This is a genomic window from Sporosarcina ureae DSM 2281, assembly GCF_000425545.1.
Taxonomy (GTDB): domain Bacteria; phylum Bacillota; class Bacilli; order Bacillales_A; family Planococcaceae; genus Sporosarcina; species Sporosarcina ureae.
This window is the reverse complement of the sequence record NZ_AUDQ01000011.1, coordinates 61,476-86,853: the sequence shown is the minus strand read 5'-3', so window position 1 is coordinate 86,853 and position 25,378 is coordinate 61,476. Positions and strand designations below refer to the sequence as shown.

The window sequence follows — 25,378 nt, the reverse complement described above, 5'->3', positions numbered from 1 at the left end:
AACAGCGCGCCTTTCTTCTGTGATTGTAGAAGAGGACGCGCTGTTTTTTCATTGTTCCACGCAAGTGATCCCCGCCTGAAAAAGTGCGATTTTACACAAATCGTGATAGAGTTAGAAGATATGGAATAATATATTTCAGCTTTAGAATCAGGCTGTGACCATAGAAAATTTAGATTAGCGTTTTATGTACCACACAAGTTTACATTGCCAAATTTAGTCGTGGAACAAGAACATAGCTTAAAAATTTGATCGCCAATTATGGTGAGAAAGGAACAAAACATGCAAAATAAAACTGTATTTATTGTAGACGATGAGAAACCCATCGCAGACATCATAGAATTTAATTTGAAAAAGGAGGGCTTCAACGTCTTTTGCGCATACGACGGTGAAGATGCAATCAACCGTGTAGAAGAAATTCAGCCGGACATCATGCTTCTTGATATCATGCTTCCTAAACGCGACGGTATGGAAGTCTGTAGAGAAGTACGAAAAAAGTACGATTTCCCCATTATTATGCTGACAGCGAAAGATTCAGAAATTGATAAGGTCTTAGGGCTTGAACTTGGCGCAGATGATTATGTTACAAAGCCATTTGGAACAAGAGAATTAATTGCCCGGGTCAAAGCCAATCTGCGTCGTCACGCGAGAACTATAGCGGAAGATCAGGAAGAAGAAACGAATGATATTACGGTCGGACAACTAGTTATTCAACCCGATGCTTACTATGTTCAAAAGCGTGGAGTTACAATTGAACTGACGCATCGTGAATTCGAACTACTGTATTACCTAGCAAAACATATCGGTCAGGTGATGACACGTGAGCATTTGCTGCAAACTGTATGGGGCTATGATTATTTTGGTGATGTACGAACAGTCGATGTAACGATTCGACGTCTTCGTGAAAAGATTGAAGACACGCCGAGCCATCCGAGCTGGATCGTCACAAGACGTGGCGTAGGTTATTACTTGCGGGATCCGGAACAGGAGTAGGCCACTATGCATAAGGTAGGTTTTTTCCGGTCGATTCAAGTCAAGTTTGTCTTGATCTATGTCTTGCTTATACTTGTGTCCATGCAGATTATTGGGCTGTATTTTGCTCGTGAACTGGAACAAACATTAAAAGATAACTTTACGAGTTCGATTGTAGACCGAATGAATTTAGTCGAGTTCAGTGTACGGGAAGAAGTATTAAAAAAACGTAAAGACAGTGATCCCACGCTGGAACAAAGCTTAAAAAATGTCTTGTTCGAGTTCACTTCAGACGACATTATTGAAATACGGGTTATAAATTCTAAATATCGTATTTTGGCTACATCTTCATTTGATAATCAGATGAGGGTAGGTCAACATTCGACCAATGATAATGTGCGAAAGTCTATTACATCAAAAGCGATGAAAGATGTCGTGACGATTGATCCGCAATCTCATAATCGTGTGCTTTCCTTAGCCAAACCGATTTTTAACGGCAATGAAATTATAGGATCGCTCTATGTAGAAGCCAATATTGAATCCGTTTTCCAGCAAATTGAAGAAATTAATCGAATATTGGCAGGGGCGGCGGCTGTCTCCCTAACCATTACAATAATAGTTGGAATTTTCATTGCCAGGGCATTTACCCGGCCAATTTCAGACATGCGGCGACAAGCACAGGCGATGGCAAAAGGGAACTTCACCCGAAAGGTTAAAGTGTACGGAACAGATGAGATGGGTCAGCTGGCCATCGCATTCAATCACTTAACCAACCAGCTGCAAGAATCTCAGTCCACTACTGAGAGTGAAAGGCGAAAGTTGGCCTCAGTTCTAGAAAATATGACGGACGGTGTCATTTCGACTGACCGAAAAGGACGAGTTAGCTTAATTAACGACTCTGCCCTACAAATGCTCGGTGTAACAAACGACCTCGTCATTAATCGACCTATCGCCAGTATTCTGGGTATAGACGATGAATATACGTTTGAAGAACTAATCCAAATGAAAGAATCGATACCACTGGACTTCAGTACAGAAGATCAAGCATATATTTTACGTGCTACAATTTCCGTTACCCAGCGTGAAACAGGCTTCGTAAAAGGCTTGATCGTTGTATTACATGACAATACGGAGCAAGAAAAGATTGATATGGAACGTCGAGAGTTCGTATCGAATGTTTCACATGAATTGCGTACACCGCTCACTACGATGCGCAGTTATCTCGATGCATTGGCAGAAGGGGCTTGGCGGAATGAAGATATTGCTCCAAATTTCTTACATGTTACGCAAAATGAAACCGAGCGAATGATTCGTCTCGTGAATGACTTACTGAAACTTTCACGTATGGACAGCAAAGAATATGAATTAAATAAGGAATGGGTAGAATTTAACCGGTTCTTCAATGCAGTTATCGAGCGCTTTGAATTTTCAAAGTCGCAAAATGTACGCTTCACACGAAATTTGTATTCAAGCAGTCTATTCGTGGAGATCGATACCGACAAACTCACGCAAGTACTAGACAATATTATTTCCAACGCCTTAAAGTATTCACCGGATGGCGGAGAAATTCGCTTCGGTGTAACAGTTTCAGGTGATTATATTAAAGTGATGATTTCCGACGATGGGATGGGTATTCCAAAATCCAATGTCAATCGAATATTCGATCGTTTCTATCGTGCAGACAGAGCCCGTTCTCGTGCCCTCGGTGGTACCGGCCTCGGCCTCGCAATTGCTAAAGAAATGATTGTAGCGCATAAAGGAGAGATATGGGCACAGAGTGAAGAAGGAACAGGAACGACAATCTTCTTCAAGCTACCATTTGAACAACAAGAGGACGGTGAGTGGGATTGAAATATATTGAAACAATTAAATCCATCGTATTGTTGTTGCTCGTCTCGCTGAGTGTGCTATTCACATTAGCGGTTTGGAACTATTCGCCGAATTACGAACCAATGGAACAACTACAGACTGTCGATATTTCTATTTCTGAAAAGAAAGCAATCGATGAAATCATTAAGCCGTATAAAATTATTACTAATTTAAAAGATCAGGTACTGGGCTCTACGGATACTGAAAAGGTCGATAGGATTCTGACAGAAATGAATACTTGGGATTTATCTGATCTACATTTGGTAAGTCAAGACATGAATAAGTTTGATATTGCAAAAATCTTACGGCAACCAAGCCAAATGACATTCTACTTTACTGGGGAAGTACCTATGCTCGTTTATGACAATGTATTACTAGTCGACGACGTGAATATTCCGGAAGCCACTTTTAATCGTCTAGTCATTGACTGGGGTCAATCCACACAAGCGCCAGTCATTCATTTACTGAGTGAAATGAGCGGCCTACATTACCAGATGCAAGTGACATTACCGAATAAAACAAGTTTTCTGCGCAACGTAGTAGATGTCGGTCAATCATTCGACGAGTATGCGGAAATCGATCGTGGCAATGCACCATTTCTTGCCGTACCAAAAGATCCTATAACTGTTATGCGTAATACGTATTATCAGGAAGAAATCAATCCATTACGCTTCCGTGATGCGTTGTTCAGTGATCCGAATGCCGTACGACGTAATCTAGTGGATTCAACGCATGAAGAATATGGAGACGACCATGCTTTCATGAATGTCGATACCGAGATTAAAAGGTTGAATTATGTCATGCCTGCAGTGGAAAGTCAGGAGATAGCAATACCATCAGAATTATTGTTAAATACTATTGATTTTATCAATGAGCATGGCGGCTGGACGGATGAGTACCGCTACGCTTATATGAATCCGATATCTCGTTATGTTCGGTTCCAACTATATGTCGATGGCTTGCCCGTCTTTAGTGATCAATCAGGTACTAGTGAAATAACGGAGACGTGGGGAAATCAACGCGTATTCAAATATATACGTCCGTATTACACATTGGATGTGAATATTGAACCAGTAGAAGAAACGTTGCCTTCAGGAGTGGAAGTGGCGGAGGCTTTACGTGAATCAGAAGAGTTAGACTTCGATTTGATAGAGGAAATCACTCCGGGATATTATATGATCCGTGATGTGGAACGCAAATTAATTATTTTGCAACCTTGCTGGTATTACCTTATTAAAGGTAACTGGTTACGCTTCGCTCCAGAAGAATTGCAAGGAGGTGACAAGATTGGATTGGAATAGAACCAAAACGATCTTCATCATCGTCTTTTCCATTCTAAATGTCTTCTTGTATTGGCTCTATTTAGATAGGCAAATGGGTGTCGGAAATATGCAGATTCTCGGGAAAGCATCCGTGGAAGAAACATTGGCGCTAGAGAATATTACGTATGAGCCCATTCCTTTTAATAAAAAAGATGTTTCATATTTGTCAGCTCATATTGCCACCTTTTCCAATGAAAAGTTGGATGAGTTAAGTGACCAATCATTTGTTTTGATCGAACAATCACGATTACTGTCCCATATGAAAAAGGCTGTAAAAGTAATTGATGGAAAAGACGAATATAATTTTGACGAGTTCTTAAAGAAGTATGTGCTCAATGGTGAAGATTACGTGCTTTGGGATGTGGACGAAGATGAGCAGAGCGCTGTATTTTTCCAAAGAGTAAAAAATGAAACCATCTTCTATAGTTCCAACGCCATGCTGATCTTGCACTGGAACGAGGATGGAGAAGTTACGCATTACGAACAAAGTATGCTCGATGAGTTCTTAAGCTTTAATCATAAGAAAGACTTACTTTCGCAAGACGACGCAGTCTCTTCACTTGTTACACGAGGTTATTTGAAATCGGGTTCTACTGTCATGCAGGTGAAATCAGGTTATTCAACACTCGTTCAGCTGACAGAAACTCAAGTATTTGCACCGACGTGGAATGTTCAGGTAAAATTGAAGGATGGAACGATAGAACATTACTTCATCAATGCGATTGAAGGAAAAATCATCGAGTTCCAATCGGATATATTAGAAGAACCAATAGAATAGGAGTTTTCCACATGCGATTTAGCATTTTGGCGAGTGGCAGTACAGGCAACTCGCTATATATAGAGACAGATGAGCATGCTTTTCTCGTAGATGCCGGCATGAGCGGTAAGAAAATTGAAGGTTTGCTCGGATCGATCAATCGCTCAATGAAACAAATTGACGGCATTTTCGTCACACATGAACACAGTGATCATATTAAAGGGATCGGTGTACTGGCCCGGAAGTATAAAACACCCATCTATGCCAACGCCAAAACGTGGCAGGCGATGGACGGACTTGTAGGAGAGATTCCCGTTGATCAGCGTTTCCACTTCGACATGGAAACGGTGAAAACATTTGGATCACTGGATATCCAGTCATTTGCTGTATCCCATGACGCAGCAGACCCAATGTTCTATACATTCAATGAAGGTGACCGTAAACTGGCGATTATTACGGACACAGGCTACGTCAGTGACCGTATGAAGGGTCATATCCACGGAGCTGACAGCTTTGTATTCGAAAGCAATCACGACGTTAGCATGCTACAAATGGGACGTTATCCATGGTCCATCAAACGTCGTATACTAAGTGACGTGGGCCACGTATCGAACGAAGATGCAGCCGTCGCAATGAGTGAAGTAGTAGCTCAAAAAGAAGCTCATATTTATTTAGCCCATCTTAGCTTAGATAATAATATGAAAGACTTGGCGCGCATGAGCGTAGCACAAACCCTCGAAGATTGCGGTATTCGTGCAGGAGAATTTGTTCATTTGCATGATACGGATGCATCAGAATCTACAGAGCTTGTGCTAGTCTGAAGTACTTGCGAAAAGCCTTGCTAAATTAGTGAGGCTTTTTGCATTTTCAAAGAGTTATTGGGGTACAGTACATGTAGGATTACTTTCTAATAAGGAGGAAATGCGAATGGATGATGAAAGAAGAGAAGAAAGAAAAGAAGAAACGGAATGGCAACAACCAATTCCGCCGGTAGAACCAAAACGAAACACAAAACGTAGAGGTAGTTTTTGGCCCGGCTTACTTGGCGCATTGTTGGGTGGTTTAATCGTATTTTTAGTCATGATGTACGCAACTGGCTCATCAAGTAATGACGATGTTGCAACACCTAAACAACCAGAAGACAAAACCAACTCGGAACATGCCCAAGTATCAATGGATATCTCAAGCGAAATTACCGATGTTGTAGGTGACGTCGCAAATGCCGTTGTTGGTATTACAAATATCCAGACAGTCCAAGACTTCTGGTCTTCCACAACATCTACTCAAGAAGCCGGATCAGGTTCTGGTGTCCTATATAAAAAAGAAGGCGACAAAGCATATATCGTCACCAATCACCACGTCGTAGAAAATTCCGAACAACTTGAAATTAGTTTTGATGATGGTACTAAAGTTGAAGGGAAATTAATCGGCAGTGACCTATGGACGGACTTGGCTGTAGTCGAAATTGATGCAGAACACGTTGATACAGTGGTAGAATTCGGTGATTCAGATGCGTTAAAACGTGGAGAATCAGTTATTGCAATCGGTAACCCATTAGGACTTGGCTTTGCAGGGTCCGTCACAGTAGGTGTAATTTCAGGTAAAGATCGCTCCATACCAATGGACTTAAACAAAGATGGGAATATCGATTGGCAAGCAGACGTCTTGCAGACAGATGCAGCAATCAATCCCGGGAACTCCGGTGGTGCATTAATCAACATGGCAGGTCAATTGATCGGGATCAACTCCATGAAGATCTCTGAAGCAACAGTAGAAGGAATCGGATTGGCGATCCCAATCAATATTGCATTACCAATTATTGAACACTTAGAAGAAACAGGACAAGTAAATCGTCCAACAATGGGCGTATCGTTACTTGATCTTCAACAGATTCCCATTCAGCAACAGCAACAGACGTTGAACTTGCCTGAAGAAGTAACGGAAGGCGTCGTCGTTACGGATGTCATATCAAATTCATCCGCATTAGAAGCAGGCGTGAAGAAGTATGATATAATCGTCCAGTTGGATGAAGAGAAAGTGACAGATATGGTCAGTCTACGTAAGTATTTGTATAATAAAAAAGAAATTGGCGATTCATTGAAAATTACAGTCTATCGGGATGGAAAGAAAGTAGACTTGGAAATGGTATTGAAAGACGGAAACACATTCTAAGAAAAAGTACATTGTCCACATAGTGAACAACTTTCCGCCCACATCAGGCATCTAGCGAAAATGCGCTATGATGCCTGATTTTTTTATGAAGTTATCCAATTGTGGATAAAATCTAAATAATGTGTATAATATTGTGTAAAAGAAAATGCTCGGAAAAAACTAAATAAAATTAAAGTGACAAGTGTTAATCCCTTACAGGTCAATAGGTTGGAGTATTTTCATTTTTTATGGGAATTAGATAATTCTATTCAAATTACAAAACGAATAAAAAGTTATCCACATTCGTATGATACACTAATCAGAGAAATTGACATGTAGTACAGAACAAATAATCGGACACAATATGTAGATAGAGTTGTGGATATGTGCATAAGTATTGTGTATAACATTTAGAGGGCGAGTGGATAAACTGTGAATATATCAATTGTGACCGTGGGTAAGTTAAAAGAGAAGTATTTGAAACAAGGAATAGAAGAGTATACAAAACGTCTGAACAGCTATGCAAAAATGCAATTAATCGAAGTGGCGGACGAAAAAGCACCTGAAACACTAAGCGAAGCCGACATGGAAATCGTTAAAAAGAAAGAAGCCGATCGAATTCTGGCGAAAATTGCACCAGACGCGCATGTCATTGCACTAGCAATCGACGGGAAAATGAAAACTTCTGAGGAATTTGCAGCTAGTATCGATTCGTTGATGACATATGGTAAAAGCAAGATTGTGTTTGTTATTGGCGGATCACTGGGTTTACATAGTAGTGTGCTGCAGCGTTCGAATGAGAAGTTATCGTTTTCTAAGATGACATTTCCGCATCAGTTGATGAAGTTGGTGTTGGTGGAGCAGATTTATCGTGGATTTCGGATTATTAAGGGAGAGCCTTATCATAAGTAGGTGAGGTTTTTATAAGCGGAATCTAGTTTGCCGTTTCCATCGTGCCTCATTTTGTGTCCTCTTTATCAGTTTGTCATCAAAATTATTGAATAAATTATCTTCCAGAGTAAATTAATTACGCAAGAACCTGTTATACTAGTAACGATTTAATTAATTAATGAAAGGAAATTTAGATTGCCGCAAACAAAATTTAAAAACAATAAAGAGTGGAATGGTAGAGGGTCTTTAAGAGACTTGATTACTAAGTTGGTAATGCACAAATACTTTCAGCCAGTTATTATTAGTCTTATACTGATAAATGGACTAATTATCGTTAGTGAGACTTACTTTGCTGGAAACTCCGTATTACTAGCTCTTGATCTAATCATTGTGTGGATCTTTGCCTTAGAGGTAATATTAAAATTAGTCGGCTACGGACTTAAAGGGTATTTTTCAGATCGATGGAACATATTTGATTTTATCATTGTTGTCGCGAGTTTGATATTTTACGCAACACCATTTGTCAGTATACTAAGGTTAATTAGAGTGTTGCGCTTAATTAGATTAATACCGGCCATTCCAGCATTGCGAAAAATTATTGACTCATTAATGAAATCCCTACCTGCATTAACAGGAATTTTAGGATTATCGTTTTTAATTTTTTCTATTTATGCGATTATTGGAACGACATTTTTTAGTGAAGTGCTTCCCTATGAATTTTTCGGTAGTTTTCATACAGCATTGTTCACACTATTGCAGGTTGTAACGTTTGAATCATGGGCCAGTCAAGTTGCCCGACCGATTATTAATGAGGTTCCGTGGGCTTGGGCTTATTTTGTATCTTTTATCATTATAGGTGCTTTAGTCATCTTAAATCTTGTCGTTGCTGTCATTCTAAGCTATTTGGGCCAGGATGATGAACATGAGCGAGAGAAACAAATGGAACGTCTACTTAGAGAAAATTCAGAAGTAAAAAGAGATATACAAGAAATCAAACAAATTCTTCTTGATAGTCATCATAAAACAAATGACCTTGAACAAGAGAATAATCTAAAACAATGAACCTTGGTCGTTTGTAATAATGGAATCCCGTTTGATCCTGAACCGTACAGGATCAAACGGGATTCTTTGTATGTAAAAAGAGTAAAGGATACGGATAAAGGAATTGAGCTGTTAAATAAACACTTTAATAATTTTGTAGTTCGGATAGGTGCATATATAAGAGAGATGATTAAAAATAATATTCATCAGAACTTCTTCCGATATGAGTTTGATTCTATTTACGTTTACCCTTCCGCACTTGACAAAATCCATAGAAGTGAGCCTTCTTTGTTTCGTTAAAAATGACTAAAGGAACTATGAGTAGAATAGTAGTTAACTTTACAAAATAGCTATACAAGCATCCATCCACGCTAAGGATCTTTTCAACGGTTATACTAAAAGAGAAAACATATAACGCTTGAAAGGGGTCTTTTAAAAATGGCACAATCATTAACTGGAAAAATAGCATTTGTTACTGGCGCAGCACGAGGAATAGGGAAAGCAACGGCACTTCACTTAGCAAAAGAGGGAGTCCATATTGGATTACTTGCAAGAACGGAATCTGCTTTAAAAGAAGTAGCGGCTGATATTGAAAGTTATGGTGTGAAAGTCGCTTATGCAACAGCTGATGTTTCATCTAAAGAGCAAGTTGAAGAAGCCATTGCATCATTAACTCAAGAGTTAGGAACTGCTGACATTTTAATTAATAATGCGGGCATTGCTTCATTCGGTACTGTTTTGGAGATGGACCCAGAGGAATGGAAGAGCATAGTAGATGTCAACTTGATGGGTACATATTATGTGACACGCGCCGTATTACCGCAGTTAGTCGAGAAAAATGCAGGTGACATCATTAATATTTCATCGACAAATGGATTGAATGGTGCGGCTACTTCAAGTGCGTACAGTGCATCGAAGTTTGCGGTAATTGGCTTTACGGAATCATTAGCACAGGAAGTACGTCGAAATAATATACGTGTTTCGGCTCTAACACCAAGTACTGTAGCGACGGATTTAGCGTTAGATTTAAATCTGATTAAAGAAAATGATGACTCTAAACTGATTCAATCGGAAGACATTGCTGAAGTTATTGTAAATCAATTAAAATTAAATCGACGTGTTTATGTGAAAACAGCAAGTTTCATTGCGACTAATCCATTTTAATTTATTTACTAACTTGATTAAGCATAAACAAGCCTATCCAGATATAAACTGGGTAGGCTTGTTTTAGTGGTGCAACATAGATTTTTATTATTCATGCGTAGTTACCATGCAACCACTTTTACTAATTGCATAAAAATACTTTATAGAAGTTCAGGGAATAAGTAATGTAAAATATCCGTCGTCACTCGACGTGATTCACCTTTATAAGGGTAAATATGCATATACATCGACGGGTTAAAGTTTGCTTCAATGATGCCATAGGCGCCTGGATTTGCTGCTGGCACATCAAGGTCCTCAATAATCAAATCGATACCGCTAATTTTTGCGCCTAGAGCGGCTACTGCATCTACTGCAATCTTTTTATAATCGTCGGTAAACTGATCAGTGACATCAATCGAGTCTCCACCAGTACTGACGTTGGAATTCTCACGCAAGTAGACGATTTCGCCGTCTTTGGGAATCGAATCTAGTTGATAACCTTGACCTTTTAGCATAAGAACCTCTAGTTCGCCCAGTTGAATAAGTTCTAATGGCGTGCGGTGGTCTGTACCTCTTAGTGGATCTCGGTTTTTTTCTTCAACGAGTTCCTTAATCGTGTGTGTGCCGTCGCCTGTGACGTTTGCAGGCACGCGCAACATGATCGCAAGTACTTTATCGTGTAATACGAAGAAACGGTACTCTGTGCCGTCTAGGAACTCTTCTACCAAGACAGACGAGTCTTCGTCGAATGCGAGTGTGATCGCTTTCTCATAGTCCTCATAACTGGCACCATCTTTAAAGATGGATATGCCTATTCCATAGTTCGTTGTTTTTGGCTTCACAACGAAAGGTGTCTTAGCAAACATATCAAAGGCACGCAATGCATCTTCAATATTACTGAACTCGTCACCGCCTGGTACACGATAGCCTTCTTGGTGAAGAATTTTCTTCGTTACCGTTTTATTTTCCATAATTAAAGTAGAGACATACGTATCTTTACTCGTCATGTTACCGTTCTTGACGAACTCTACATGTTCTCGTAATTTCAGCTTTAAGAACTGATCTTGACGGTCTAAAATTTCTACTTTGATGCCTTGCTGAAATGCATCAAACATGAGAATCTGCGTAGACAATTCCATATCGGTAAAGCCCGTTAACTCATACGGTTTTTCCCATAGATTCGCGTGGGTTTCTTTTGCAATTTCTATAGCTACCTGGCTTTGACTACTTTTTTTACTATCCGTATACAGTCTGCCAGCTAATGTCTTCGAAGGATCTTCTAGCATAGCTCTCAAATTGCTAAATAACGAGTCAGAAACAGGGAAGTCCAATTCCTTAGCCAACTTTTCCATACCTTCAACTAGCTCGTAAGCTTCTGCTTCAAACGCTGTATGTGACAATGGATGCTCAAGGGCAACTACATCATTACGTGCATCGCCGACTTTTCCATACTCATCACTTTCTGGATGTTCATCTTTCTGCAGAAGATACAGTGAGAAAATGTGCAGGAATTCCACTTGTTCATAACTAATTCCATTCGTCTCAAAAGGATTTAAATCAATATTTCGTAATTCTACATAACGGACGCCCTCGGTCAAGAATTTCTCTACGCGCTCGCTTCCACGTAAGCGCATAGCGGTATAGAATTCTTTTTCTTCCACAAGCAAACCTCTATTTACAACACAAGATAAATCTTCAATATACCTCTCTATCGAGCTGAATGAAACTTTCACATCATCGTGATTCACATAGCCAAATCTGCTGCTTCGAATACTTCTAACCGGTTCATTAGGCTGATCATCACATCCGTAGAAGTTCTCATTACTGGTAGGGGAGGCACCATAAAAGTACGTCACGAGCCAGCGGTAGTATAAATAATTTCTAGTAAGTTTTAAGTAAATGTTTGTTTTGAAGTATTGATAATTGTCGATTTCGGACTGTAAATTAAATAGTTTCTCGATCAATTCATCACTGAATTCAAAGTTAAAATGAATGCCACAAATCATTTGTTTCCGGCGACCGTATGAATTAGCCAAAGAGCGTCGATAGAGAACATTTTCAAAGTTATCCAGTTTCGCAATTATGATGTCTTCCTCTTTTTCAGGAAGTGCAGGTGGCATGCTTAAAGGCCATAGCATTTCACCTTTGCCCATGGAGCGGTATGCCACATCATGGATAGCCGATAAATAATTAAATAATTCGTCCCGTGTGTTCAGGACAGGCGTGATCAATTCCATTTGCGTTTCCGAGAAGTCGCGCTGAATATACGGATGTTCATCTGCCATTCCAATGCTTGTAGGGTGATCCGTCGTCGCTAAATTTCCCGCAAGATCCACGCGTTGGCCTTCTTTTTCAATACCATACCGAGCTTTTAGAACATACGGCTTCACACGTTCATCGGCTAACATTTTCTTTAGATCCATCGTAACTGTCCCTCCTATGTAAAAGATTTTAATACGTTCCTTCTATCTTAATTCATATACTCTAAAAAACAAAAACATCCACATTATAAGCAATGTGGACATTCGGAATGTAGGTAAATAAAATAGCGACAGGCACTGTTGATAGATGCTGCAGGGAAACGCATTCCCATAAGCATGGCTCAAACCACGCCCTCTGGAAAGCGTCCTCCCTGGAATTGAAATCCCATGCAGTATCCTACTTCAACTATCTACATTTATTCAAGTGATCCCAAGTTCTGCATATGGAAAGCAAAGTGTTCCTCTAAGAAGGAAGAGATGAAGAAATAGCTATGGTCATAGCCCTCTACTTTGTTATATTCCACTGCTTGATTATGCTGCTTCGCATTTTCAAGGAACGGTTTCTCATTCAACTGCTCCGGGTAAAAGCCATCTGCAGTTCCTTGTGTGATCAGGATTGGCGGAATACCTGCTATCTTCACTAGCTCAGCAGTGTCCCACTCTTTCCACGTCGTTTTGTCTTCACCTAGGTACGCCGTAAACGCTTTGATCCCCCAAGGAACATCACTCGGACTTGAAATCGGAGAGAACGCGGAAATCGCTTTGAAACGATCTGCATTCTTCATTCCGATCATCAATGCACCATAACCACCCATCGAGTGACCCATAATACTTTCTTTACCCGAGAAGTTAGGCACTAGAGTAGCAGCAATTTCACTAAGCTCCTGCGTTATATATGAATACATTTGATAATGCTTTGCCCATGGCTCTACTGTTGCGTTTAGATAAAAGCTCGCACCTTGTCCAAGGTCAAATGCTTCATCGTTCGCTACGTCTTCTCCGCGCGGTGATGTATCTGGAATAATCACTGCCGCTTGATGTTTTTCAGCCAAGCTTTGGAAACCACTTTTTTGACTGAAGTTATCATCGGTACATGTTAATCCCGATAAAAACCAAATGAGCGGTAGTTCTTTTTGTTCTTTATTTGACGGTAAGAAGATACTAAATGTCATATCACACTTGAGGACTTCTGAATAATGGTTGTACTTGTTTTGTTCCCCACCAAAAGATCGTCTTTGCTCAACGCGTTCTACATTCATGATCTCACTCTCCATATGTTAGTATTGATCGAATTGATTCACCTTTATGCAGTAAATCAAATGCTTCATTGATATCCGTGAAGTTTAGTTGGTGTGTAATGAATGAATCTAAATCAATTTCACCGTCCATGTAGTCATCAATCATCCCTGGCAATTCGGTTCTGCCTTTTACTCCGCCAAATGCAGAACCGCGCCATACGCGACCTGTAACTAGTTGGAATGGACGGGTATGAATTTCTTTACCAGCACCTGCAACGCCAATGATGACACTCTCGCCCCAACCTTTATGGCAGCATTCAAGAGCAGCTTTCATGACTTCAACATTACCGATACACTCGAAACTGTAGTCTACGCCGCCATCCGTCATGTCTACAATGACTTCTTGAATGGGCTTATCGAATGTAGAAGGGTTGATGAAATCTGTTGCGCCCATCTTCTTCGCTAGTTCAAATTTATCTTCATTGAGATCGATTGCAATGATACGGCTTGCTTTTGCTTGCTTTAGTCCTTGGATAACGGCCAAACCAATAGCTCCGAGACCGAAAACTGCTGTAACTGCACCTTCTTCTACTTTCGCAGTCTTATGAACAGCCCCGATACCCGTAGTGACGCCACATCCAAATAGACAAACTTTATCAAGTGGTACGTTGTGGTCTTCCACTTTAACTAAGGAGATCTCAGACACGACAGTATACTCACTAAATGTGCTCGTTCCCATGTAGTGATAAATAGGTTCTCCATTGTAAGAGAAGCGAGTCGTACCGTCAGGCATTAATCCTTTACCTTGTGTTTCGCGAATTGCACCGCATAGGTTAGTTTTACCGGATAGACAGAATTTACATTTCCCGCATTCAGGTGTGTAAAGTGGAATTACGTGATCGCCAGGTTTAACGGAAGTGACTCCTTCACCTACTGAAACTACGACACCAGCGCCTTCATGACCTAACACGGCAGGGAATACTCCTTCTGCGTCATCGCCAGATAATGTATATGCGTCTGTATGACAGACAGAAGTGTAAAGAATTTTGACTAATACCTCATTAGCTTTTGGTTCTTCTACATCGATTTCTACAATTTTAAGTGGTTCTCCAGGTTTAAATGCTACAGCTGCTCTACTTTTCAAATGAAACCCTTCTTTCTTTTGCTTTATAGTGTTTACATTTCTATCTTTACATATTATAATTCACCATGCAATACTGACTCTTTTGTCACTATGAACATGAATAGTATAGAAAGAAGTGAAGCAATATGATCATTCATTATAAAGATAAGCAGTACTTCACAAGCAAGGATTTAGCATTGTCCGTCATAGGAGGACGTTGGAAAATTGCGATCATCTGGTGCTTACTGCACGAAACGCCATTGAGACTAAGCGAAATACAGAAAAAACTTCCTGATGCCAATCAACGTATGCTGATCAGACAGTTACGTGAATTAGAAGAAGATAAAATTATTACGCGCTACGTCTATCCCGTTGTGCCGCCAAAAGTGGAGTATAAATTAAGTGAAATTGGCTTATTATTGGAACCAGTCGTTACATCGATTTGTGATTTTGGCGATCAGTTTATGCAAACGATTGAAAAGGAACCAGATCCAACGTCAGTCGACTGAATGAAGACAAATTATAACGAATCAGGCTATACTAAGAATTACAGCTATAGACTAGAGAGGGTACAGGTGATGATATGAATAATAATGATATTTTAAGCAGATTACGCTATGCACTGGATCTAAAAGATTCGGCAGTGGTAGAAATGTTTGCGTTAGGCGGACTGAAGACAAACAGGGCAGAAGTCAAAGAAATGCTGACGAAAACGAATGAGGATAGCATGGATGAAATGCAGATGAATGAATATGCAAAAGAAATTGACAACATGATGTTAGAGTCATTCTTAAATGGTTTGATTAGCTCCAAAAGAGGAGTACCAGAGAATACCAGTAATGCTCCACAGCCATTTCTTATGTCAGAGGAAGGCCATCGGAATGTCAATAATATTTTGCTAAAGAAAGTTAAAATCGCGTTATCTCTTACAAGTGAGGATATGCTCGATATTTTAGAAAATGCAGGGGTAACGATTTCTAAAAACGAATTGAGTGCTGTTCTTCGTAAAGAAGGCCATCGAAATTATAAACCGTGTGGCGATCGATATGCGCGTAACTTCTTAAAAGGATTGGCTATTCGTTATCGCGATCAAGACAACGAGGATTAATAGTTTTAATGATGAATATAAAGAGTTAGGAGTGTTAGAAAGATATGTTCAAGCGTAATAAAGCATGGTATTTCCTGATAAGTGTAATGGCGTTGGCCGTACTTTTAGTAGGGTGTGGGAAAGCGACTGAAGAACAACAAGTCGAGACACCGAATGAAGAATCTACAGAGCAACCTAAAGAAGCAGCGGTTGATTACTCGGCAGATGTAAAAGAGAACCCCATCGTGACAATTACGATGGAAAACGATGAGCAGATCGTCTTAGAGTTAGAGCCGACTGTTGCACCGAATACAGTAGCGAACTTCATTTCTTTAATTGAAGATGGCTATTACGATGGCTTGATTTTCCACCGTGTGATTCCAGGCTTTATGATTCAAGGCGGAGATTCATCCGGTGACGGCTCAGGTGGTCCAGGATACGCGATTGATGGAGAATTCTCTTCAAATGGTTTTGAAAATAATATGAAACATGAGCGCGGTGTGATTTCGACTGCACGGACGCAAGATCCGAACTCCGCAGGGTCCCAATTCTTTATTATGACAGACGATAACACTTCACTTGACGGCGAGTATGCGGCTTTCGGTAAAGTAACGGAAGGCATGGAGACAGTGGATGCTATCGTAGCTAATGAAACAGATGCTATGGACAAGCCTATTGAAGAGCAGAAAATGAAGACAGTTGAAGTAGATACAAAAGGTTTTGACTACCCTAAACCAACTACACATTAATCAGAAACAAAACGCAGTAGGCAATTGAGCCTGCTGCGTTTTTGATATATCATGTTCATTTATTTCCCGTGAAATACACTCTTCTAAGAAAATGTGCATAGTAAAAAATTTGCCTGTTACTATATACATATCTATTCCTTTTTTACTTGTTTTAACACAGCTACGATGAGGAAGTTGACGATGACTAATAATAGCCAAGAACTTAATTTACCTATGCCAACGAGATGCCATGTCTCGCTTTGATTGGGATAAGTCCAGGCACCGAAGAAAGTAGCAATATTTTCAGCTACCCAAACGAAAAAGCCGATTAATATGAATGAGAGGGATAATGGCATACGGTACTGGGTTTCGTTTATCCAATAGCTCACCGAGGCACGCCAAAAAACTAGTAATACGAATGCGGACAACCACCATCTTATATCGACCCAATAATGATGTGTGAAGAAGTTTCCATATATTGCGATGGCAAGCGGAACAACTGCCCAGAGCGGAGGCCATTGAATTAGGCTGACGTGTAATCTTCTCCAAGCTTGGCATAAATAGCTTGCCACACTCGCATACATGAAGCCGCTGTATAAAGGAACACCGAGTACTTTGAAAAAACCTTCTTCAGGATAAGACCAGGAACCCATATGTACTTTAAATATCTCTAAAGCTAGGCCTATAATATGAAATAACGTAATCACTTTAAGTTCGTCACGTGTTTCGAGTCCAGATTGTACCATCCACCACTGAGTTCCGATGAAAATGAGTAGTAGCCAGTCGTATCGTGGCAAGAAAGGTAAAGGTATGATTTGTGTAAGTGCCAGTGAACTGAAGATGATAACAGGGAAGATGCAAGCTAAAGCTTGTTGCCATCCAAAATTAAAGAGTTGTCGTGTAGAATTCATTGTCTTATTACGTAATACCTGAATATTCATATGCCACCGCCTATTTATTCATAATGGAGATTAGTATGACGCTCATATAATAGTGTAGGTTCATTTACGAATAGATGTTTCACGTGAAACATTGCAGATTAGTGGAAGCGGGTGATCGGTTTTGAGTAGACAGATAATTGATTCGCATATTCATTTGGATATGTATGAAGAGGAAGATCGGCTTCAAATCTTGAGCGAATTAGAAGAGAATGATGTAACTTCGATAGTGGCGGTATCAAATGACTTTGCATCTTCCGTTAAGCAATTAGAGCTTTCGAAAATAGATAGACGAATTAAACCCGCTATAGGTTATCATCCCGAACAAGCTCTACCGAGCGAAAGTGAGCTTTCAGCTATTCTGCGATTGATTAATGACAATGCAGATTGTCTCACAGCGATTGGAGAAGTGGGGTTGCCTTATTATTCGCAACGAGAGCAACCTGACTTAGACGTAGTACTATATAAAGAAGTGTTGGAATGCTTTGTTCGGAAGGCGGCTGAATATAACTTGCCAATTGCCTTACATGCCGTTTATGAAGATGCGGATATGGTGTGTGAGATGTTGGAACAGTATTCAATCCGGAAAGCACATTTCCACTGGTTTAAAGGGGACGATAGAATAGTGCAACGGATTGTTTCGAACGGTTATATGATTTCTGTGACACCAGAAGTTACGTATCGGAAAAAGATTCAGCATATCGTTAAACAAGTTCCGTTAACTCAGTTAATGGTAGAGACAGATGGACCATGGCCTTTTGAATATACTTTCAAAGGAAAATTAACACATCCCTCCATGATGCATGAAAGTATGAACAGTATTGCCAGAGTTAAAGGTGTAACTGTTGATGAAGCGTATAAAGAAATCTATGAGACGACAAAACGGTTCTTTTGCATATAAAACGGAGACACGCATCAAGCCGCGTGTCTCCGTTTTATCTAAGTACAAAATTTATGAGCAAATCACAATAATTTTATGTGGAGTAGTTTGCGGTGGGATACTCTTGGTAGTTGCACCATATAAAACTATCAAATTCCGCTCTGTTATATTTCCTGTGAAATACTGACCATTTGTCGAAAGTATTTCAGTTTGCGGAGACAGATTAAGTTGAAGCGTTCCATCACTACTTTGCAAGCGACGATTGAAGTAGTCAACTTTCACGTTTTCACGCCTGGAATCTTTGGACATAACTACCGCTCTAAATTGAGGGGGATAAATCATAGGCGTGGCAGCGTCGGCATCATAAAATCCTGTAACGCGATCCCCTACATGAACTTTCACATGATTAACGAAATAAGTTGTAGGCTCTACTACAAAGTTGACGACATTTCCTCGACCATTGTCGACCGTCATTAATACGTAGCAACCTGCGTCCTTATTTTGCCCTGTATAAAAATCATTTATTACCATTACGACACCACTGAAAGACTGAAGATTCATCGTAATACCCCTTTCATTCCTAAATCGTATCTATCTAGACTATGCGAAGCGTCCAATTTAGTGACTAGTTGAAAATCCTATAGCATAAATTGAAATAATTTTCCAAAAATCAATTGACATTACCAGCAAAACACTATATATTAAATGATAACTGTTCTCATTTGTGTACTTTGAAAGTCACATACTTGTCATAGTCTACTAGTTGATTGAGTTGCAATGATTTGTGTATGGGGCGATTTATGAGATAATTTAGAAGTGGAAATATATCCAGTGACTGGAAGTCGGTTGGTGGATTTATGTAGCATAAATATAAACAAGTGAGAGGGGATTATGTCCAAGTGAGAAAAGCATTTTTATACTTTTTAGTTGTAAGTTTTTTCGTGCTGACAATAGGTCTGCCGCAAGCATCCGCTAAAATAGCAAACGGTACCCAGCAATTAAATTATCAAGTTAATCAGCCGGACAGCACTAATGCATCTATTGCGAATGATTACTTCCAAAAACCGGCACTTGTAACGGTAACGAATGGTTCTGCCATCGTACAGCTTACGCTGAAGAACAGTTCTTGGATTACAAAGTTCGAGCCGGCAGGCGGAGCAGAAGTGGTCAATGAAGACCTGAAGGCAGATACGCGTGTTGTAGAGTTTAGCGTAAGTGATATTTCAAAGCCAGTGAAGATCCCGATGAAAGTGGACGTAGAGCACATCAATTACCACCACGAGTATACAGTTGATTTGGTGTTCGAGGATAAGAGTGCCGTGACACCGCCGGCAGTAAAACCACCTGCAACTACTACTACCCCACCACCTAGTACTAACACAAATACCAACACCAGTACCAGTACAGTCACAAAAAAACCAACTACTCAAGTACCAGTTAAGAATCCACAAACCAGTGATCCAACGCCGTACCTATTAATCTTTGTATTGGCAGGTTCTGCATTTTTATTGTATAAAACTAGATTCCAAAGAAAACAGGGGGAACAATAATTATGACAAAAAAAACATCATCTCGCGCAACGAAAGTAGTACTTGCTTCATTACTAGCAGCTTCCATTGCTATTCCAACAGCAGCATCCGCTAACCCGATCAGCACAAGTGACCGAGCAGCATCAGCTTTGACACAGGCGGTAGCAGTGGATCAAGTGATTGATTTGAATATATACAAGTCTGGAACAACGACACCCGAGCCGGCAATTAGCGGACACCTTGTACCACAAGGGACATTGGTAGAAAAAGACGGAGTGACCTATGCGAAGGTAACGGTTGCGGCTAAATCAGCTCCAATGATTGCAGGTCTTCAAACAAAACAAGGAGAAGAGTTTGATAATGCAACGGAAGTTAAAAATGCTGATGGCACAACTACTTATACTTTCCCAGTAGTAGCGGATCAAGTATATCCAGGAAAAATTCATGTAGTAGTACCTGCTGCTAACATGGACAAGTGGTATGAATTTGACTTTAAAGCAACAGTTGCTAAAGCAGATACAGACGGAGAAGCAATCAGCAATGTGAACGTAAAAGTATATAAAGATGGAACAACGGAAGAGTCCATTATGAATAATTATATGTCGCCAGTTGCATCTGTGAAGAAAGTAACGGACGGTAACGAAGTGACAGTAACTTTCCCTAAAGGCGACTATATCCACGGATTTAAAATCTCAGGTAAGGATGTACCTGTAGCAACAGATGATAAATCAACAGGCGAACGCACATATACATTCAAGGTAGCGGATCTAACGAAGTTAGTGAATGCTGATCTACACGTTATTGTAAATGAAGGGCCTATCAAATATGATTCAAACCATAAAGTACAAATTGGTCTTGATGGTGCAAAACCAACTGTGAACCCGTTTAAAGATATCGACAAAGACGGTAACAAAGAAGCGATCCTTGCATTGCTTGATAAAGGTATTGTAAAAAGCGCGGACAAGTTCAATCCACGCAATAACATTACACGTTCACAGTTCGCCTTGATGGTTGCACGTGCGTTAAACTTGGAATCCACCAAAGACGCAGGATTTAAAGATTTAGGAAAAATTACGGATAAAGAACGCCTAAGCGCAATCAATGCTCTTGCAGAAGCAGGCATTGTCCAATCGAATGAAAAGTTCAATCCGAACCATACATTGACTCGTCAGCAAGGTGCATTGATGTTATACCGTGCAATTCAATTTGCAGAAGGTAAAGAAATCAAAAAAGGTGATACAACTCTCCCATTCTATGCAGATGGAAAAGCAATTACAGATCCTGAAGCGAAGCAAGCATTTGCATTGTTGTATGCAGAAAAAATCATGACAGGTGCTCCTCAGCCAAACGGTAAAGTATTGATCAGCTCAGGCAGTTCATTACAACGTACACAAATGGCTAAAATTTTATATGGTTCGTTAGAATTTATGAATAAATAAGAACGAATACAGATACTTCCTTTCGCTTTTTCAAAAGCGGAAGGAAGTTCCTGTCGTTTTACATGATATGTAAAGGAGTGTACGTCTGAAATGAAAAGAATGGTTTTGTCACCTCTACTTTTGCTACTCATCTCTGCGTGGCTTCCTTTTCATTTTGTAAACGCAAACGAAGGGAAAGAAATTGCAAATGATGTGTATCAAGTTGAACTAAGTTTTCTACCACATGAAGCCGAGGGTACAAATATTTTATTTACTAAGCAGGCTACGTTAACTGTTAAGGAAGGTCGCTATACATTATCTATTGCGGCGAAGAAAGATCACATCCTAATGCAAATCACTGCCGTACAGCAAGGAAACAAAACGAGCACGCGTCTGGATCGAACAGAAAACTTAGTTCAGTTTGATATAGAGGATGTACAACAAAAGATTGAACTTACGGGCACATATCGTTTGCCGAAAGAACATGCACAGCAATCTTTTTCATATGAAGTGTTGATCAAGGAGCAGTCATTACCACCGTTTGATCAGATTCAACCAGCACAGTCCATTCAACCGGGTGACGATACCGTACACTACCGATTGCTTTCAGATGGTAAACCGTCGGCACTGAACGACTATGTTAATCAAGTACTGCACGTTATTAAACGTGACAATCGATACTTTGCACAGTTAGAGATTCTTCAACCGAGTAAGGTTAAAGGCTTCACAGTAGAGCAGCAAGGGAATTTAGTGGAACCCAAAGTGGTATCACAAAACAAGACACGTATTGTGCAGTTTGAAGTAGAAGATTTCCAGAAGGGGACTCGTATTTGGATGAAAGTGAAGGAATCTGAGAACTCGCATGTACAGGAAGAGTTTTTGCAAATAGCTTTCAATCAGCAACAGATAGCGAAGTTTTTGAACAAAGTACCTTCAAACAACAAAGCAGTTTCTTCATTGACTAAGCGAACTGAGCAACCTAAAAACCCCACTACTCCATTTAAACAAAACACGAATGAAAAAGAAAAAAATATAGAAAAGTCATCTGAAGAAAAAGAACAAAAACAGGACGAGTTACCGCCTCTTCTTCCTGAAGTGCAATTGGAATTCGATCGTTCGGTGGATGATGTGAAGGAGGAACCAGCCGAGGTCGTTACGCAAGTAGCAAGCGAACCGGAAGAACTGGCAACTCATGCACAAGATGAACAAACGATTCCCTTTGATATAATAAAAATGGGAATACTGTTTACATTATGTATGTTGTCGGGTGTCTTATTGATACGTCGACTACTAAAGAGAAATCACGTGATGAGTAATGAATAACGAGTGGAGGATTACAACGTGCAAAAAAAGTGGAGATATGTATGGCTGATGTTGGTAGTCATGACAGCAGCTATTATCGCAGGGTGCGGCAATGATAAAGAAGAGAAAGCTGTTTCAGCAGATACCGCCGAGAAAAGTGAAACGGCTGAAACAAGTGATCAGCGAATTATTGCGGGCACTGTAGTCATCGCGGATATTCTGGATAAGTTAAATATAGATGCCATCGCTATTCCTGAAACAGAAAAAGAATTGCCAGGCCGGTTTGATGGTCTTCCAACCATTGGCAATGCCATGACACCGGATATGGAAATTGTGAAATCAATGAATCCAACAGACTTTTTATCCGTTTCTACATTGGAATATGACCTCGAAGACGGCTTTGAACAATTGAAAATCCCGGCAACATTTTTAAATTTCCAAAGTGTGGACTCGATGATACAAGAAATCCAAGGACTTGGAGAGCGCTATGATCGTAAAACACAAGCAGATAAATTAGTAGGGGACTTACAGAAAAAGATTGAAGCTGCCGAAGTAGTGGCAGCGAATCGCAAAGGTCCAAGAGTATTAATATTATTAGGTATCCCAGGTAGTTACTTAGTCGCGACGGAAAACTCCTACGCGGGTGATCTCGTAAAACGTGCTGGTGGAACGAATGTCATGGAAGGTCAGGATCCTGAATACTTATCGTCCAATACTGAGTATCTTCATAATAGTAATCCAGATATTATCTTGCGTTTATCACATGGTATGCCAGATGAAGTCGTGGAAATGTTCAACGAAGAGTTCCAAACGAATGATGTATGGAAGCATTTTGATGCGGTGAAAAATGGTAAAGTCTATGATTTGGAAGAAGAGTTATTCGGTACAACCGCTTCATTGCAAGTACCTGAAGCATTAAGTGAGCTAATGAAGATTTTCTTTCGATAACTCGATGAATTTCGTTTGAAAAGGAAGGCCGTCATGAGAAAAAGAATTGCTAGTTATGTAATCGTATCCCTACTGCTCGTCGTAACCATCGTATATTCGGCTACGACAGGTAGTATTAAAATGGAGTTCTTTGAATTTTTCGGTGCGCTCTTTGAACAGGGCAACAGTCAGATGGAAGCAGTTCGTGACTTGCGCTTTCCGCGGATGATTGTGGCGTTATTTGCAGGCGCGGCATTGTCAGTATCGGGTGTCTTGTTGCAGTCTGTAATGCGTAACCCCCTTGCGGATGCAGGAATTATCGGGATATCTTCCGGTGCGGCATTCGTGCAGTTATTCATTATTTCGTTCTTTCCGGCGCTCTTTTTCATGACGCCTTTATTTGCATTTATGGGTGGGGCCTTCGCGTGTTTTCTGGTCTTTGCATTATCGTGGAAATCAGGTCTTAGCCCGTTGAAATTAATTCTTGTGGGGATTGCGATCAATGCAATGTTCACTGGTCTCACCGAAGCGTTCATTAGCTTTGGTGGTTCGTTGAATGTCTCAGCCTCAAGTGTGATCGGTTCAAATTTAACGATGCGTACATGGAGCGATGTATCGACCATTGCGACATACGGAACTATCGGATTGGTTCTGGCGTTTGCATTGTACAGCTGGTGTAATTTATTAGTGCTACAGGATAAGACCGCAAAGAGTATTGGCTTCCATGTTGCACGCGCACGTTTGCTCATTGCGGCAGTAGCTGTTTTACTAGCAGCGATTTCGGTCGTAGTGGCGGGTGTGATTTCATTCGTCGGTTTACTTGTACCGCATATTGCCCGCAGATTAGTAGGCTATGACCATAAGGTGCTTATACCGTTCACAGCGCTTTTAGGAGCATTGATTATTTTGTTGGCTGATACGCTCGGTAGAACGATCGTGGCGCCGCTTGAAATACCTGCTTCGACGTTGATGGCGATCATCGGCGGACCGTTCTTAATATTCTTACTGCGAAAAGAGTGACCTGTTATGGAAATGAAGCGCATTATTGTATCGCATGATAATATAAACAATCACTTGGATGATGTCTCGACGTCTATTTCTAAAGGGAAAGTGACAACGATCATCGGACCAAATGGTTGTGGGAAATCGACATTACTAAGTGTACTTTCACGAAGTAATATACCAACCTCGGGAACAGCTTCACTGGAAAATCGTGATTTAGTAATGTTTAAGCCGAAAGAGTTTGCGAAGAAGTTAGCGATTGTTTATCAGCAGAATGAAGTGCCAAAAGATTTGACGATTGAAAAACTGGTCGGCTTTGGTCGTTTGCCACATAAAACGTTATTGCAGCGAAACCAAGAAGAGGATCGCAAGGCAATAGACTGGGCATTGTCCGTGACGAATCTAACAGACAAACGCCATAATGACTTAGAAGCATTATCGGGTGGAGAGCGTCAGCGTGTATGGATTGCGATGGCACTAGCACAGCAGTCAGAAATACTGTGCCTGGATGAGCCCACAACTTATTTGGATATTTATTATCAGATTGAATTATTGGAACTTGTAAAATCACTAAACGAAGACTATGGATTAACGATTGTCATGGTATTGCATGATATCAATCAGGCAATTCGGTACAGTGATGAGATTATTATGATGAAGAATGGTCGAATCATTGCAGAAGGTCGGCCACGTGAAGTCATTACAAAAGATGTCATCAAAGAAGTATATGGAGTTAACGCTGTCTTCAAGGAAGATGACGAATTAGGTCTTTATATGATGTCTCTTGGTATTTAGGAGGTAA

General features: G+C 40.3%; 24 protein-coding genes. 19 read left to right on the top strand and 5 right to left on the bottom strand.

Annotated features, from left to right (window positions below; translation table 11 throughout):
- The first annotated feature begins 279 nt into the window (after positions 1-279).
- From yycF to H605_RS0111520, 9 genes are all read left to right on the top strand, one after another.
- Positions 280-990, top strand: a complete 711-nt coding sequence (gene yycF, locus H605_RS0111560) for a response regulator YycF (protein ID WP_029054365.1) — start codon at positions 280-282, stop codon at positions 988-990.
- Between the two features lie 6 nt (positions 991-996).
- The gene (gene walK / locus H605_RS0111555) at positions 997-2,820 is read left to right on the top strand and encodes a cell wall metabolism sensor histidine kinase WalK (RefSeq protein WP_029054364.1); all 1,824 of its coding nucleotides are present in this window, start codon (positions 997-999) and stop codon (positions 2,818-2,820) included.
- Positions 2,811-4,139 carry a YycH family regulatory protein gene (locus H605_RS0111550; protein ID WP_029054363.1) on the top strand — a complete coding sequence of 443 codons (1,329 nt, stop codon included), beginning with the start codon at positions 2,811-2,813 and terminating at the stop codon, positions 4,137-4,139. The genes walK and H605_RS0111550 overlap by 10 nt, the downstream gene beginning before the upstream one ends.
- Positions 4,126-4,938: a two-component system regulatory protein YycI gene (locus H605_RS0111545; RefSeq protein WP_029054362.1), complete on the top strand. Its 813-nt coding sequence runs from the start codon at positions 4,126-4,128 to the stop codon at positions 4,936-4,938. Before H605_RS0111550 ends, H605_RS0111545 begins: the two co-directional genes overlap by 14 nt.
- Positions 4,939-4,949: 11 nt before the next feature.
- Entirely contained in the window at positions 4,950-5,738 is a 789-nt protein-coding gene (locus H605_RS0111540; RefSeq protein ID WP_029054361.1) for an MBL fold metallo-hydrolase, read from the top strand.
- A 106-nt stretch (positions 5,739-5,844) separates the two neighbouring features.
- A complete protein-coding gene (locus H605_RS0111535; protein WP_029054360.1) occupies positions 5,845-7,089 on the top strand; it encodes a S1C family serine protease in 1,245 nt (414 codons plus the stop codon).
- A gap of 411 nt (positions 7,090-7,500) precedes the next feature.
- On the top strand, positions 7,501-7,980 hold the full coding sequence (rlmH, locus tag H605_RS0111530) for a 23S rRNA (pseudouridine(1915)-N(3))-methyltransferase RlmH (protein ID WP_029054359.1): 480 nt from the start codon (positions 7,501-7,503) through the stop codon (positions 7,978-7,980).
- Between the two features lie 174 nt (positions 7,981-8,154).
- On the top strand, positions 8,155-9,021 hold the full coding sequence (locus tag H605_RS17790) for an ion transporter (RefSeq protein WP_232321184.1): 867 nt from the start codon (positions 8,155-8,157) through the stop codon (positions 9,019-9,021).
- A gap of 417 nt (positions 9,022-9,438) precedes the next feature.
- On the top strand, positions 9,439-10,164 hold the full coding sequence (locus tag H605_RS0111520; protein WP_029054358.1) for a 3-ketoacyl-ACP reductase: 726 nt from the start codon (positions 9,439-9,441) through the stop codon (positions 10,162-10,164).
- Between the two features lie 140 nt (positions 10,165-10,304).
- Here the strand turns inward: H605_RS0111520 and gshAB are convergent, their stop codons facing one another.
- The 3 genes from gshAB to H605_RS0111505 all read right to left on the bottom strand — a co-directional run bounded on the left by gshAB (position 10,305) and on the right by H605_RS0111505 (position 14,786).
- Positions 10,305-12,566: a bifunctional glutamate--cysteine ligase GshA/glutathione synthetase GshB gene (gene gshAB / locus H605_RS0111515; protein ID WP_029054357.1), complete on the bottom strand. Its 2,262-nt coding sequence runs from the start codon at positions 12,564-12,566 to the stop codon at positions 10,305-10,307.
- A 254-nt stretch (positions 12,567-12,820) separates the two neighbouring features.
- On the bottom strand, positions 12,821-13,663 hold the full coding sequence (gene fghA, locus H605_RS0111510) for an S-formylglutathione hydrolase (RefSeq protein ID WP_029054356.1): 843 nt from the start codon (positions 13,661-13,663) through the stop codon (positions 12,821-12,823).
- A gap of 4 nt (positions 13,664-13,667) precedes the next feature.
- The gene (locus H605_RS0111505; protein ID WP_029054355.1) at positions 13,668-14,786 is read right to left on the bottom strand and encodes an S-(hydroxymethyl)glutathione dehydrogenase/class III alcohol dehydrogenase; all 1,119 of its coding nucleotides are present in this window, start codon (positions 14,784-14,786) and stop codon (positions 13,668-13,670) included.
- A gap of 125 nt (positions 14,787-14,911) precedes the next feature.
- Between H605_RS0111505 and H605_RS0111500 the strand changes: the two genes are divergently transcribed.
- The 3 genes from H605_RS0111500 to H605_RS0111490 all read left to right on the top strand — a co-directional run bounded on the left by H605_RS0111500 (position 14,912) and on the right by H605_RS0111490 (position 16,601).
- A complete protein-coding gene (locus H605_RS0111500) occupies positions 14,912-15,274 on the top strand; it encodes a winged helix-turn-helix transcriptional regulator (protein WP_029054354.1) in 363 nt (120 codons plus the stop codon).
- A gap of 74 nt (positions 15,275-15,348) precedes the next feature.
- The gene (locus tag H605_RS0111495; RefSeq protein ID WP_029054353.1) at positions 15,349-15,873 is read left to right on the top strand and encodes a YehS family protein; all 525 of its coding nucleotides are present in this window, start codon (positions 15,349-15,351) and stop codon (positions 15,871-15,873) included.
- A gap of 44 nt (positions 15,874-15,917) precedes the next feature.
- Entirely contained in the window at positions 15,918-16,601 is a 684-nt protein-coding gene (locus H605_RS0111490) for a peptidylprolyl isomerase (RefSeq protein WP_029054352.1), read from the top strand.
- A 131-nt stretch (positions 16,602-16,732) separates the two neighbouring features.
- Here the strand turns inward: H605_RS0111490 and H605_RS0111485 are convergent, their stop codons facing one another.
- Positions 16,733-17,521 carry a DUF817 domain-containing protein gene (locus tag H605_RS0111485; RefSeq protein WP_418346786.1) on the bottom strand — a complete coding sequence of 263 codons (789 nt, stop codon included), beginning with the start codon at positions 17,519-17,521 and terminating at the stop codon, positions 16,733-16,735.
- Positions 17,522-17,642: 121 nt separating this feature from the next.
- Between H605_RS0111485 and H605_RS0111480 the strand changes: the two genes are divergently transcribed.
- Positions 17,643-18,419: a TatD family hydrolase gene (locus tag H605_RS0111480; RefSeq protein WP_051210564.1), complete on the top strand. Its 777-nt coding sequence runs from the start codon at positions 17,643-17,645 to the stop codon at positions 18,417-18,419.
- Between the two features lie 51 nt (positions 18,420-18,470).
- Here the strand turns inward: H605_RS0111480 and H605_RS0111475 are convergent, their stop codons facing one another.
- Positions 18,471-18,959, bottom strand: coding sequence for a hypothetical protein (locus H605_RS0111475; protein WP_029054349.1), 489 nt, complete (start codon positions 18,957-18,959; stop codon positions 18,471-18,473).
- Positions 18,960-19,297: 338 nt separating this feature from the next.
- On the opposite strand from H605_RS0111475, the gene isdC reads away from it, so the two are divergent.
- The 6 genes from isdC to H605_RS0111445 all read left to right on the top strand — a co-directional run bounded on the left by isdC (position 19,298) and on the right by H605_RS0111445 (position 25,371).
- The gene (isdC, locus tag H605_RS0111470; RefSeq protein WP_029054348.1) at positions 19,298-19,948 is read left to right on the top strand and encodes a heme uptake protein IsdC; all 651 of its coding nucleotides are present in this window, start codon (positions 19,298-19,300) and stop codon (positions 19,946-19,948) included.
- Between the two features lie 2 nt (positions 19,949-19,950).
- The gene (locus tag H605_RS0111465) at positions 19,951-21,366 is read left to right on the top strand and encodes an NEAT domain-containing protein (protein WP_029054347.1); all 1,416 of its coding nucleotides are present in this window, start codon (positions 19,951-19,953) and stop codon (positions 21,364-21,366) included.
- Positions 21,367-21,456: 90 nt separating this feature from the next.
- Entirely contained in the window at positions 21,457-22,668 is a 1,212-nt protein-coding gene (locus H605_RS0111460) for an NEAT domain-containing protein (protein WP_029054346.1), read from the top strand.
- Between the two features lie 48 nt (positions 22,669-22,716).
- Positions 22,717-23,595 (top strand): heme ABC transporter substrate-binding protein IsdE, encoded by an 879-nt coding sequence (isdE, locus tag H605_RS0111455; RefSeq protein WP_037561978.1) that lies wholly within the window; start codon positions 22,717-22,719, stop codon positions 23,593-23,595.
- A 33-nt stretch (positions 23,596-23,628) separates the two neighbouring features.
- Entirely contained in the window at positions 23,629-24,594 is a 966-nt protein-coding gene (locus tag H605_RS0111450) for a FecCD family ABC transporter permease (RefSeq protein WP_029054344.1), read from the top strand.
- Between the two features lie 6 nt (positions 24,595-24,600).
- A complete protein-coding gene (locus tag H605_RS0111445) occupies positions 24,601-25,371 on the top strand; it encodes an ABC transporter ATP-binding protein (RefSeq protein WP_029054343.1) in 771 nt (256 codons plus the stop codon).
- Positions 25,372-25,378 lie beyond the last annotated feature (7 nt).